12 protein-coding genes and 1 pseudogene are annotated in these 13,074 nt (G+C 49.7%); all 13 read right to left on the bottom strand.

Going from position 1 to position 13,074, the window contains the following annotated elements; genetic code table 11:
* Nucleotides 1-93: 93 nt before the first annotated feature.
* Entirely contained in the window at nucleotides 94-276 is a 183-nt protein-coding gene (gene pelG, locus HJG40_RS15050) for an exopolysaccharide Pel transporter PelG (RefSeq protein WP_226857216.1), read from the bottom strand.
* A gap of 2 nt (nucleotides 277-278) precedes the next feature.
* Nucleotides 279-1,781, bottom strand: coding sequence for a GT4 family glycosyltransferase PelF (gene pelF, locus HJG40_RS05340; protein WP_215863228.1), 1,503 nt, complete (start codon nucleotides 1,779-1,781; stop codon nucleotides 279-281).
* On the bottom strand, nucleotides 1,778-2,626 hold the full coding sequence (locus tag HJG40_RS05335) for a hypothetical protein (RefSeq protein ID WP_215863227.1): 849 nt from the start codon (nucleotides 2,624-2,626) through the stop codon (nucleotides 1,778-1,780). The genes pelF and HJG40_RS05335 overlap by 4 nt, the downstream gene beginning before the upstream one ends.
* A gap of 71 nt (nucleotides 2,627-2,697) precedes the next feature.
* Complete coding sequence (locus HJG40_RS05330) at nucleotides 2,698-3,993, bottom strand: PelD GGDEF domain-containing protein (protein WP_215863226.1); 1,296 nt, start codon at nucleotides 3,991-3,993, stop codon at nucleotides 2,698-2,700.
* 13 nt (nucleotides 3,994-4,006) lie between these two features.
* On the bottom strand, nucleotides 4,007-4,540 hold the full coding sequence (locus tag HJG40_RS05325; protein ID WP_215863225.1) for a hypothetical protein: 534 nt from the start codon (nucleotides 4,538-4,540) through the stop codon (nucleotides 4,007-4,009).
* Between the two features lie 25 nt (nucleotides 4,541-4,565).
* Nucleotides 4,566-6,251 (bottom strand): hypothetical protein, encoded by a 1,686-nt coding sequence (locus HJG40_RS05320; protein WP_215863224.1) that lies wholly within the window; start codon nucleotides 6,249-6,251, stop codon nucleotides 4,566-4,568.
* Complete coding sequence (locus tag HJG40_RS05315) at nucleotides 6,244-7,905, bottom strand: tetratricopeptide repeat protein (protein ID WP_215863223.1); 1,662 nt, start codon at nucleotides 7,903-7,905, stop codon at nucleotides 6,244-6,246. Before HJG40_RS05315 ends, HJG40_RS05320 begins: the two co-directional genes overlap by 8 nt.
* Nucleotides 7,902-8,747, bottom strand: a complete 846-nt coding sequence (locus tag HJG40_RS05310; protein ID WP_215863222.1) for a hypothetical protein — start codon at nucleotides 8,745-8,747, stop codon at nucleotides 7,902-7,904. Before HJG40_RS05310 ends, HJG40_RS05315 begins: the two co-directional genes overlap by 4 nt.
* Nucleotides 8,731-11,490 carry a bifunctional glycoside hydrolase/polysaccharide deacetylase family protein gene (locus tag HJG40_RS05305; RefSeq protein WP_215863221.1) on the bottom strand — a complete coding sequence of 920 codons (2,760 nt, stop codon included), beginning with the start codon at nucleotides 11,488-11,490 and terminating at the stop codon, nucleotides 8,731-8,733. Before HJG40_RS05305 ends, HJG40_RS05310 begins: the two co-directional genes overlap by 17 nt.
* A 428-nt stretch (nucleotides 11,491-11,918) precedes the next feature.
* On the bottom strand, nucleotides 11,919-12,275 hold the full coding sequence (locus HJG40_RS05300; RefSeq protein WP_215863220.1) for an HVO_A0114 family putative DNA-binding protein: 357 nt from the start codon (nucleotides 12,273-12,275) through the stop codon (nucleotides 11,919-11,921).
* Nucleotides 12,257-12,532 (bottom strand): toxin-antitoxin system TumE family protein, encoded by a 276-nt coding sequence (locus HJG40_RS05295; RefSeq protein ID WP_226857213.1) that lies wholly within the window; start codon nucleotides 12,530-12,532, stop codon nucleotides 12,257-12,259. The genes HJG40_RS05300 and HJG40_RS05295 overlap by 19 nt, the downstream gene beginning before the upstream one ends.
* 156 nt (nucleotides 12,533-12,688) lie before the next feature.
* Nucleotides 12,689-12,820 (bottom strand): hypothetical protein, encoded by a 132-nt coding sequence (locus HJG40_RS15210; RefSeq protein ID WP_264317509.1) that lies wholly within the window; start codon nucleotides 12,818-12,820, stop codon nucleotides 12,689-12,691.
* A gap of 40 nt (nucleotides 12,821-12,860) precedes the next feature.
* Nucleotides 12,861-13,074: pseudogene (locus HJG40_RS15045) on the bottom strand (glycosyltransferase family 4 protein); the annotation flags it as partial.

The following is a 13,074-nucleotide window of genomic DNA, read 5'->3' as shown; positions in this document are numbered from 1 at the left end:
GCCTCATTCAATCCGCCAAGGCCAAGGCTCGGGGTTACCGCACGCACAAGAACTTTATCAACATGGCCTACCTGATCCTGGGCAAGCTGGATCTCAGGCTACCCACTTGAAATGACGAGGAACCCTCATGGCCAGAAAGCCTAAAAGCAGGATGCCAAAAATAGATAACAACCATGGTCCTGAAGAAACAATTCCCGCGAAGCCGTACGCCTGTAGTAATGAAAAGTAGGTTCTGCGTTTGAGAATCCTGCGTAACTCAAATCCAATGCCGGCCATGTTCAGTTAGCCATCCCGGCTTGATAAAGGCTGCGATAGCTTGCAAACATGTATTCCTCCCGATAATTTTGTTCTACCCTATCAACCGCATTTTTACTGCAGAACGTCCAGGTGTCAGAATCATTCAGTAGAGAATGAATTTCTTTTGCCAATGCGTTTGGGTTGGCAATAGGTACTATTTTTCCCGCCGGTTCAGTACTATCTTCTTTGCTGGTTCCATAAACAAGTTCACGACAGGAGCCAACATCTGTGGCTACTACAGGCACTCCAGCAGCAAAACTCTCAAGAACAGAAAGTGGTAGACCTTCACTAATGGAGCTAAGAACAGTAAGACGTACCTGGCTGAGAACATCCTGTACCGGAACATATCCCAGGAATTTGACTTTTTCTCCCAAACCGAGATGCTCTACTAATAGAAGGCATTCCTGATAATATTCTTCATCCTCTTCAATGGGGCCAGCAATCCAGAATTCAGGTGTATCTGTTTCCGCTTGTTGAATGAGTTTCGCGGCGCGAATGAAGGTTTTGATGTCCTTGATAGGAACCACCCTGCCCACCAAGGCAACAATGTTTTTACGTTCTGCAAAAGGGAATCGACAGGTTATGAAATTTTCGACCGGAATTCCGTTGGGAATCGTACATAATTTTTGTTGATCGGCGCCATCGGCGATCTGGAGTTCGACCACACCCGAATACAAGTTGATAATGTGTTGCGCCTGTTGATAGGTCAGGCGTCCAATAAATTCAAAAAAGCGAATCCACAAGTGGCGCAGATAGTGCATTCGGCCAGCCTGACGGAGGAATTCCTCGTCCTCATGAATCCAGCGCGCGAGCATGAGATCAATGCGCCTTTCTTTGGTATAAATTCCATGCTCTGAAATGATCAGGGGAAGATCCCCGGCTTTGCTGAGTAAAGCTCCAAGATATCCTGCATAACCTGTTGATGGACAGTGAATGATTCGGGATTCCGGGGCGTTTTGCATGGCCATCTGGAGAAACCAGAGGGGGGCATGCATTCCACGTATCGTCCAGAAGTAGTCTACAAAAGAGGGTTGGTCAGGAATTTCTGAGTAGCATTCGATGAAATAATCCCAGACTTTTCTATTTTCAAAAAAAGCTTTTTGAGAAATATTAAAAACCTTTCCGTACTGGCTGATATCAACACCAGCCTCACATTTTGAAAGACATTTTTTCATTTCATGATGAGCATCTGCAACCGCAGAAAGTTCGCTTGTTGAGACTTTGGAATGATGATTATTTCCGGAATGATCACTGGCTCCATACAGAAAGTACTCGGCGTAGTAACAAACATTATCAGGAAGTGTATATGGCTTTGCCGTATAGTCCTCAATCGTACTGCCCAGAAAAATGACACCGAAGCGATATTCAGGAAATCCAAGTATCAGACGATTCACCCAGGACGATACTCCGCCACGTACATAGGGAAAGGTGCCTTCCAGAACCAGGAGAATGTCTACTGAATCGGCTTGCCGGACTGGAATCATGGCTTTTCTCCTGTCCAAAAAGAAAAGGAGGGGCCGTATCGTGGAGACAGTTTCAGTTCTGGATGTGCTCGGTAAATATCGAAAATCTTCTCAATGTTTCTGCTCTGAAAATAAGCTGATGCAATGTGTGGAGCCACAATGCTGCTGGCAATTTTTTTGGCTTCCGCATTTTTCATCTCGGAAATGGCTTTATCTACTTTGCCGGTTTCCAGTAGATGAAGGCCCATAAGCAGCTTCATGGACGGGGAATCGTGGTCCATGGTTGTATAATCAGGTTCCCATTTGGTCGATGCACCTGCTGATGAAGGCATGGCCATTTCACGGGCCTCCGAGTGGTGGATGTTCCAGTAAAGCCATTGCCTGGAATCCTGTATGCGCCGTAGGGTTCTCGCTTCGTGGGCGTGTGTTTGTTGTGCATTCAAGTGTATCAGTAATTCGGTATTTTCCTGTTCACGTCGATCCAGGGCGGCATAGGCCAACAAACGTACTTCTTCCGCATCGTCTGATAGTGCTCCGCGCAACAATTGCGACTGATTGAAAAACTGTGATTCGGCGATCTGGGAAACAGCTGCCAATCTTTGTCGCGGGTCTCGGGAATGGCGAAGACGTGCGGCAACACTTCCAGGGGCTACTGTGGATGTGGTGAGCCGGACGTCACGCATGACCGGCGGCAGCTTGATCGGCTCAAGTTCGGGCTCATGGAGCTGCCATGCGACAGTGCGCAAAAAAATGGCGTAGACCAGTATGACTACTGGACCAAATAAGGGTATTACCGATGCAATAATGACGAACAGTAATAAAGGAAATTTTTTATCCACTGATTGCCCGGTTTTTGGTATGATCATATAGCTGATCAAAATGCAGAGAAACCAGTAAAGACCATAAATAAGCAGATATGTGTTGCTGCTGAAGGAGTTCATATGGACACTTTTGAGTCAAACAATTGTTTGATTTGTTTTTCGCAATGCTGTGCGCTGATTGAGCAAATTTTATGGTGAATAAAGCTTTTTTCCCATTCTTCGCCATAATGCAAGCTGCTTTCAGTCCGCATGCGCTGAAAATGACCCTCTGCCGCCATGCTGCCTGCGAAAGGTAATAATACAATCAGTTGTATTTTCTCCTTTTCTCTGTGGAGCCAGAGGACATCCAGGCCTCGACGCAAACGCTGCAGATAATCCAAAACCTTTTCAGCATACGGACCGGTATGAAAATCATAACGAACCATGATACCAACTTGCAGTACCCGTTGTGCGAGCTTCTGTAATTGCATGAAGTCCGTCGCAAACTCTGGAGGACAGTCAGGCCATATTTTTAACAAGGGGGCAGCTTGAGCAAGAGACTCAGCATAGGTACAAAGATACTGAAAAATGACTTCAATAGTTTGCAAGCTTTCTTTGTTTATGGCGAAAAAAGACATTTCCTCAATAGTCAGCACATAATCGTGTCCACTAAGACTGCTGTGCATGTGTACGCTGATATAATGGCGAAACTGGGTAATCTCCAGATCAGCCAGAGACTGACTTTCACCACTAATCAGGGATTCTCTGAGTACAGGGTCCTGTTCCTGCCAGGGTTGTGCATTACCAAATGCGGCAATTAAATGCGGAGAATGATGCCCCGACTCGATATCATATAAACTGGCAACCTGAACCCCAACCAGCTGATTTAAAAAATAAAGCGTGTTATAGGCAAGCTCTGCATCCAAGTGTCCCTGTTTCTGTACCAGCTGATTTTTAATTTCGAGCAAGGCACCCCGCACCGACATGGGCTGATAAAGCAGACTTTGTTCCAGCCGGTCCTGTGAAATTCGCGTCACATACAGATCGTCGGATAACTGTCGAAAGCGGGTGGCAGTAATTTCCTCTTGCAATGATCGTCCCGCTTCTTGTCTTGCCCAATATCCGGCATATTCTGAAGCAATGAGAATAACCAGTACGGTTCCGGCAAATATTTCCAGACTCCGTATATCTGGATACTCGTGCCAGAGTAAAGTGCTGGCAAGTACCGCTATGGAAAGCAGTGCGGGCATTAACTCATAACGCAGTGCGATCAGTAAAGGGATGATCAGAAGCCATGGAAAAGGTTGTCTTAATAACAGAGGGTCTCCCGGATCCAGAGTCCAGGCCACCACAATTCCTAGGGCGGGGAGCAGAATGGCTTCCAGCCATCCTGCCCCCCAGCGGGGAAGCGCCGTCACTAGCTGTACATGCATTTTCATCGGGTCTTTAATTCAGGGCGCGATCAATCAGGCGGTGAATCAGTCCCTGCGCCAGTCCGCCGGTGCCACCACGTCCCAGACTTCCTCCATGGGCACTGCCTACACCCGTCCAGATCACCTTGTCCGCAGGTACATCGACAATCCAGAGTGTCATGGTCACAACGGGCTCAGCATTGATTCCCGCACGGTAGTTCCATTCATCAACACTGCCCCCCAAGGCGTAATGCACCCCATCACTGCGTGCGCTACCGAGTGCAGTCGCGTACTCTTTTTTCCAATCGCCGCCCAGTAATGCCTGGGTCCGGCTACGAATTGGCAGGGTACCCAACACGCGCTGATTGTCACTTTGTAAAATACCCGCTGCTAGTGCTGCCGCACGTTCATTGGCTAACGGGGTTTCCGTATTGTTGGCAAAGGGCAATACCGTCCAGGCCGCCCCTTTGCTCAGCACAACGGGTTTAGCCGACTGGACGTTCATCCCTGCGCAACCGCTGAGCATTAATGCCAACACTGGAATCCAGATTCCTTTTGTTTTTAACATAATTTTTCTCCCTCCACGGATAATATTAAAAATAAAAACGATAATTTAAAGCGAAAATGCGCTGGTTCAATGCCAGACCGTTCCCCCCTTGTCCCTGGGAAAATTCCAGGCTGAGGCGATCTGGTCCCAATACCGCTGTGCTTATCCCGGCGTTCAGTTGATATTGAAAGCCGAATCGGGAGTTGTCATAGACACTGAGTTGTAGATTGGGCATCCAGCCGGGATGTAAATTTTGCTCCAGCGCGCCCCATTGCAGACGCACACCATAATCGGCATAACTTCCAGGCAGGATGCTGTCCATATTGCGGGCATCGGTGGAAAGTACCTGGGCGATAACACCCTCGGGGGTGGCGCGACGCTGTAGTGCGTGATAATCGGCAAATGGGCCGATATGAAACTCCCAGGGTCCAAGGTTGCTGCGCCAGAATGCGCCTAATTCACCATAGCTATCAGTGCCCTGCTGAATACCATCCTGTCCAAGATACTGATTCCAACCGAGGGCGGCATTGGTCGTCCAGCTATCCAAGGTCTGGGTTAGTTGAATTTCTGCACGATTGGCCATACCGGCAACAGCCAAAGCCGGGCTCTGGAAAGTCTGGGAGTGATAAGCCAGACGCGTTGAAAGGCTGGTGCTGCTGGTCATTTGCCAGCTTGCTAACAACTTGCTGGTCCAGTTGTTTTGCAGCCCCCGGTATTCGCCAACACTGAGATCTCCCTGCCAGCGGCGACTATCCCAAAAAACGCCTACATTAGTACGATTTTGTAGTCGCGGGGTGGTAATCAACTGGGTGTCGCTATTTGCGTTCTGCCATAAGTTTTGGCTTTGGATCTGTATGCCCCAAAACGGCGAAGCATGAATGCGGGCGTTAAGCTCCGGTCCATAAAGTTGCAGACCGTTGAAGCTTTGCCAGCTCCCCTGAATACCCGCATAACTAGCCGTATGGGCCAGGCTATCCACATACATACGCCGTAATTCCCGGTCAAAGGAATTTACCTGCAGGGCTTCAATAGCCAGGGATTGTGCCTGACGCGGGCGCCCCAAATCTTCTTCAGCCTGAAACATCTCCTTTGACGGTAAATCAGCCGGATGGTCCAGCAGGGTCTGGATGGTGGTTAGGTCTTTTTTATGTAAAGCCAGACTTAAGTGCACCCAGGGTGGGGTGCGCCCAGGATTGTTTTCGACCAGTAGTTTTGCCAACCCCCAATATTTTCTGGCTAGACTCCAGGAAATGGCGGGCAAATAATCGCCATGATCAGCAGCGGCCATCAGAATGGCTTGCGTCTGATTACCTTCTTTGGGCGAAGCTGCTAGCGCCGCTGCCAAGGTGGCGAGAGCGTTGTTCTGACTATCGATTTTGTGAGAAGCGATTTTTGTTGGAGTAGTGGGTTGCTTTGCAATTGTTAGGATCGGCGCTGCCAAAGTAGAGCCTTCCATCCCGACCGGAATGGCTTCATGCTGAAGTGTTTCTCTAGCCTCGTGGCGCTTTTTGATAATCTGCTCATCACGCCTGATAACAGGTGAATCGGGTTCTGTCACTCTATTCGCAGCAACCTGTTGTTGTTCATGAAAAGGGGCTACTTCGGGGGGTAGAACACCATTTTGAGTGTCGGCCAGCACTTTCATGCTGAAAAACAGGGAACTGCTGGCAATCAGACATTTGAACGAAGTCCGGGCGATTTTTGACTGGGCTGGCAGTTGACGTTTATTCATGCGGCGTAACCCCTTGCCAGTAGTTTTTGTGAAGACTGGACAGGCTGTCAGCGATGACGTTTTGCCGTAATGACCAGGCGATACCGGGACTGCCTGCCGACTCCCAAAGAGAGGCCTCATTGAGGAGCCGAAGGCTGTTGGGTTGAGGAGATGGCAAATTTTGCCGGGCGAGGAACAGGGCTGCTGTGTTGTGTCCCAGACGCTCCAGTGCATTTTGTGTCACGTTCCGAAGACTTTCTGGTGGCTGCAGGGCATCACCCACCAATAATGCCCGCAATGCATGGACGTTTCCAGAATCGACCAGCATCCAGAGTAGATTATTTTTGGCAATTCCATCCTCAGGATTCAGGCGCAGCGCTTGAGCATATGCCCATTCCGCCGCAGGATAATTTTCCACGGCATTGGCCCACTGCCCCATGGCCAGCCAGTAAGTGGCATAAGAGCGTAGACCCTGAGGATCATGGGCAGGCACTGACTGTAAAAGTTGCCCCAGTGTTTTCCATTCGTGCGCTTGACCCGCATAAGTCAGACTCTCGAAATAAAAATAGGGGGATTGATATTTTTTCCAACCCCGCTGGGCAACGGCTAGGGCCGCTTCTGGATTTTTTGAGTCGACGAGTATGATCAAGCGTTGCAAGTCATATTGACTAGCGGCACCCAGCAGGTACAGTTTTTTCTCGGCATCAAAGGCCGCTTCGTGATCATGGATTTCCCAGGCAAGAACAGCCAGTAAATGCCAAAACGGGACATTATTCAGACTGGCTTTGCTGCGTACTCGATCCATGGCAGCAAAAGCTTCCGTATATTTCCCTTGCATGGATAGCAGGCGGGCTTCCTGTATGGCTATGTCGGGAGTAGCCTGGAAATGCTTTTCGACACCTTGCAGCGCTGCCAGACTCTGAGCTATTTCTCCCCGCTGATAACTGAGATAGGCTTTTTGCTCCAGTAAATATCGATTGGGACCGGTATGTCGCAATGACTGGTTAATATCGGCTATCGCCTTGTCCGGTTCACTTAATTGCCCGTAAGCATAAATCAGGGTTTTCCAGTCAGCATCACTGAGTTGTCCGGCCCTGGCCACTGGTGAAAGCAACTGGATGACAATATCCGGACGGGATAGTGCAGCCGCCAACTTGACCGCTGCAGCGCGAGCCCCCGGCAGCTCGCGCTGCGCCATCCATTGCCATTGTTGCAACACCATTTCCCTTTGTCCCAGCCAGGTGCCGACCTGAATGAGCCTTTGTCGCCAGAGGACGTTTTCCGGCACCTGCAATACTGCGGTATAAGCCAGGCGATAGGCTTCGTCTAGCTGACCGCTTTGCAGGAAAGCACTATAAGCCAGATCATAGAGTCTGGAGGAAAAGCTTCCCGGAAAAGGTTGAACAACCATGGGGGGCTTGTACCAGGAAGGAGAAACACCCCCCTGATCCAGGTATCCCATACCTTTGCCCGTCTTGATGCTTTGCGCCAGGCTGGCAGCAAAAGCGTCCGCATCATCCTTTTGTTGAGTATATTCTGCCCGCCACTTTGCATCGTCGGCGGCGAGAATACCCGGAGTTTTCCACCATGCTGTCGCTAGCGCAGAATCCTGGGCCTGTGCCGCGACGCCCGTAGCCAGTAAAATTATTCCTAGCAGCAGCTTTGGCGCGGTCATGGACGATGATCCTGCGCTGGACTTTCGAGCTGCGCTTTTAACCATTGTGCGGCGAGTCCGGGTTGTCCGGCAGACAAGGCCAGGCGCGCCATGATCAAAACAATATCGGGTTCTTTTGCAAGTTGGGGCATTCCAGACAAGATTTTTTTACCCTGAGCTAGGGCAAGTCTGGCGCCGCCGCCGCCCTGAATCAGGGCCAAGCCACGGATAAAATAATCTTTTTGCAAGGAAGTCTGCTTGTTGTGCAGCGCCATTTGTAGAAGCAGTTGTCCCGCTTTGACACTTTTACCATTTGCGGTCCACGCAGCGGCTGCCGAGTTCATGGCTTGCGTGGCAGCTTCCGGATTCTCTCTGGCTACGGCTAACCAGGCTTCTGCGCTCTGGTCATAAGCCCCGATCATTTGGGCATCAATGGCAAAATGCTTGTAATCTTTGGCAGACCAATGACCTTCCTTAAGTAATTGATCCAGGCGTAGAGCAAGTGCAGTTTGGGCCTTTGCCCTGGCTGCAGAATGCAGGGGCTGGGCCATGGCATTTGTCCAGTCAATTTTCCATTGCATGCGTTGCGCCTGACGGTAAACCGGATCTTGAGGACGACCAAGAATGGGTTTCAATTGTTGGTATGCAGCCTGATACTGGCCGCTTTGCAGCAAAAGCTCTGCACTCTGGATGCGTGCTTTGCCATTGGCGGATGAGTTTTGGAAGTCCAAATTACCGTTCCAGCCATAACTCCAGGCAATGGCCATAATTACAGCCAATATCACAATAATAAAAATAAAAATACTGGCTGGACGCAGTACGTACTGCGCCTGAAGCTGCGGTTTATTAAGAGCAGGAGACATGCAGAGTGACGCTATGTGCGGTACTTTGCAATTGTCCATTGGCAGGAATGGTTGTTGTTTTTCCATTCATGATGGCGTGACAATTTTGCACACTCCCTAGCTGTACCTGTACAGGTACATAGCCCTTCAGTTTGGCAGTGAACCCACTGTTTTCAGAGGTAAATCCTGCAATTGGTGCATTGGCGCTGATGATATAAGGAAAAGGCTTTGGGCTTTTTCCTAAAGCAAGATAAACGGACGAATTCCCATCCATGTGAACGTAAATGTTGCCATTGGGACTTGGATTATATCCAGCTATTCCTTGGCTATTGGCAATTTCTGGGGTTCCCAGGCCGGTTGGCATGCGCAATTCCCGCAGGTCTTCTGCTCCGCCAATCCAGAAACCATTGCCTTCGCGGGCCAGATGAATGGTGAAAAAGTTATTGGCAATGTGCCCATAATCAGCTACGTAAATTGGCGTGATGGATTGCGTCAGAACCCATTGGTAAACCTTGTCCAAAGCAGAAATAGAAGCCAGCTTGGTGGCTGAATACCAGTGCGTGTATATATCTATGGGTTTCAGCCGGCGTGGCTTGTTGGTCATTTCAAAAGTTTGGATGACGTTTTCGAAGCCCCAGTACGGCCCGTGCCACTGGTTGGTGAAATAGTCTTCATTGGCATCCGGAGCAAACACCTGTAGCCATTTTTCCCTAAAAATGCCGATGGGAGGTACGGCTGTAATGCTCGGATTTTTTTTGCTGATGGTACTTTCACCACCATTGATATTCATGAGCCCCGCACTGTAAGCCAGGCCAACTACTTGGGCATCCGGTTCGCAGTCACCGGACCACTGGTCAATGGCGACTTTTTTGTCGGGTGGGGCTAAATGCTTGTCGATCCATTTGGCGGCGCCTACGGCTTCCATATAAGGACTGAATTTATAGCCAGGAACCGGCAGGTTAATGCCAGGATAATCCTTGCCGGCTTCAATGGCCGGCCAGTCGAAAGGGTGAGACCACATATGTGAGCCTATTTCGACATAAGGGAGCCGGAAAACTTCTTGGGCAACTTTGCTGCCCAAGGGTGCGAGAGCCGGATACAACCCCCGATTCCCCGGCAGTAAATCGCCTACAATGACAGAGCCGGTAAAGGGTAGTTTGTACTTTTCCAGAATTCGGTGCATGTAAACCTCACCGGCAATGTGATAAGGCGGAAATTGCGCACGGCTGACAAAGCCATCACCATCAGTGTGGGCCATGAATAGTCGTCGTCCACTTTCTGTGGTGGTATCCGGTACTGGCATTTCTGGCAAGCGAAACGCCTCGCGATATAGCTGGAAGGGGTTTACCAACCAGCGGGTGTCCTTATTGGGAAGCGTCGTCAGTATATAGGGCGATAACACATAGCCGCCCCAAGGCGTGATCGCCGCCGCATCCTCGTTGTCACCCGCAGAACTTTTCAAGGTGAGCCAGATTTTACTGTCGGAGGGGGCTGTTATTTGTAGAAAGTCCCGAGGATTGGCTGTAATCGGCATTTCATAGCTCATGTTTTTGTTTTGGGACGCAATACTCAGAGAGTCGACTTCGCGACTCGTCGGCTGGTTCATGCCAAGATCCATATAGGTTTTGTTATCCAAGGCATCCTGAAAATCACCGATCAATAGGATAGGGATACCTTGTGCCTTGGCTTCATCCAGCCAGTGAGAAATTCCGGCGACATCTTTAACGGGTTCGCCATCGCTCCACAGGATGACGCCAGCATATTCTCCGGCGCGCGGTTTTACAGGTAATGGCTCGGAAAGCCGATGGAAACTTGGTATGTAACCCAGGTATTCCAGAGGCATGGCGCCATTGGCAAAGGCGGAGCTGTACTGTTTGGGGTCGCTGCTGTTGTACATAATCAGCACATGACGAGGCATGGGTTCGCGTAATCCTGCGCCAACCGCCGTCAGTCCGGAATCGGTAACATAAGGTACAAAGCCCAGGGACTGAATTTTTTGGGCGTCTTCCCACCAACCCTGACGATTGAGTTTGGGCGACATGTAGTCGATGACTATGGCGGGAAGCCCGTATCCCTGGACCTTTCTAAGTTCTGCAATCAGGGCCTTTTGGTCGCTATCGGGCACGGATGTGTAACTTCTTGTGCCTTGATTCCATTCATTTAACAAGGATTCTGCAACAACGCCAACAAGGTCCTGATGGATCTCGGGGAGCACCGAAAAGCCACGATTGGCAATGAGTTGTACATCGGGATGCGCTGCTTTGATGGCTTTAATGAGTTGTACGAGCCCCGCTTCCTGCTCTTTCTGAGCGGCGAGGCTTTTGTCGACCAGCTTGAAAGAGTCCAGGGTGTCCATAAAAAAGGCGTGGTAGCCCTGCTGCCAGATAGGATCAATAACCTGATTCAATAAGTAACTGCGGCAATCGGCATGGGCAAGGTTGATAATTTTGCCCCCCCAGTTGGGATTGGTGCCCATGGCACAACTGTCAGGCAGGTTTTGATAGTGGGTATCACCTGGTGTGGTCTCACCGATGCTGACATACGCAAAAACCTGCTGATTTTTACTAAAAGCAATAGGTAGACGTTGACTCCCAGGGTTGACGACTACCCAGTTGAAATCATGGAATGCCTCGGGCGCGGGGCCGAAGCCGTAGTAAAATCCTACGCTGGGTAAGGTACTCGCGAAAGCTGACAACGGGAGAAATAAAGTGCATAGCAGTAATAAGCCGCGTTTTAGGCATAAAAAAGAATTGCTACACTGCATAATTCTCGCCTTAAATAGTTTGATATTCGTGTATAAGTGTAACATAAAAACACGTGTGAACAAGCTGATTCGACGCTGTTTAGTTCACTAATTTTATGTCATGAATGTAATATTTTTGAAACAATTTTAAGGCGATGCGAGTATGTTTTGAGATGCGTGGCCGCTATTTATCTGAAGTTTCACCATTTTTCTGCGAGAAAAATCGGCGTGGTTAACAAAAAAGCCGGACATTAAATATTATAATTAAGCTATTATACTTATTGACGCGCCATCTGGTTACCCTGTTTTTTTATTTCTTGTAAATCATCTGGATAAGGGTAAACTGAGTCGCCTTTCGTGATATAATGAGCGTTCATAGCCGAACATGAACACGGTCCTCCACCAAAGCATAAGCCATTCCTGCTTTTGTCACCGTCATGCTTCTTTGGTTAGCCTACCTTACGAAAATGCAAATCCACATGAATATCCACAAAGGGACACAGCACGCCCCCGCTAACCGTGCGCTCAATCAGCCCGAGTTCCGTCAGTACCATCACATCATCATGCACACGGCGCACATCTCGACCTATCTGCCGGGCCAGTTCGCGGATGGAGACCTCCCCTAACCGCATGATCTGGCGTAGTAAAGACCAGCGCAATGCCGTTAGTCGGCCAAGAAATACATCCGCCGATTCAAAATTCAGGGTTTCTCCCTGGTAAGTTTCAGACTGAGCAGCCTTGCCCGCACTGCGTAGAGCGGCCTGCCAGTCCGGTTGTACGGTAATGGTCAGTGTTCGCGTTTCCATCGTTCCACCTCTGCAATAAAATCTTCCACCAATTGATCCACGCTGATGAATGCGTAAGCACTTTCCTCGCCCGCAAAGTGAACGTGGTCACCTTTGCCACGTTCATTGTCATAACCAATAACCCTCGTGCCATTCGCTACATAGACCAAACTGTACTTGAAATCATGTTCACAGGGCGGCACGGGCTGCGGTACGCGCCACACAACCATTTCCAAGAGATCGCTATTAGGCGCAACATCCCTAAAGTGAGTGATCAAGGTTGCTTTCATCGGAATGATATTATCGCTTTATTGGATGTTGTCAATAATGACAACAAGCATAGGTATCAAAAAATCCTGTGGACATCGTTATGCTTCTTTCATCATCTTATTCGGGACACAACAATGGCCAAGGTGACGCTTTCGCCGTAGCCCTCACTGCACAATCCGCCAAAGCAGGTCCTGCCATTGAGGCAGGATTTTTTCGGGGAGGTAGCGGGCACTTTGAGTGGCACCGGCGGCGCGCAGGGACTCCTGAGTTTGGGCGGCATCCGGGTGATAAATCATCTGCCGCAGCACCTGCACCAGGCTGCCGGTATCGTAGGGGTCAAAATACCGGCTCAGGTTCTGCCGGAAAATAATGACTGGGCAACATATTATGAATCGTGTGGGCCAAAGGTTCGGCCTCCGGGAACAGATTCAGCAAATCCCGGCGGGTTGCATCCGATACGCAGGCAAAATGCGCGCCCGCCCGCACATTAGCAGCCATTGCCTGAAAATGGCTGGCCTGATGACAAGTCCGGTCGGAAATCGTGTGGGGC

This window comes from Acidithiobacillus concretivorus, from assembly GCF_018853445.1.
Lineage (GTDB): Bacteria > Pseudomonadota > Gammaproteobacteria > Acidithiobacillales > Acidithiobacillaceae > Acidithiobacillus > Acidithiobacillus concretivorus.
Note: the sequence above shows the minus strand (reverse complement) of the source record. Positions and strands in the feature narration are given on the sequence as shown.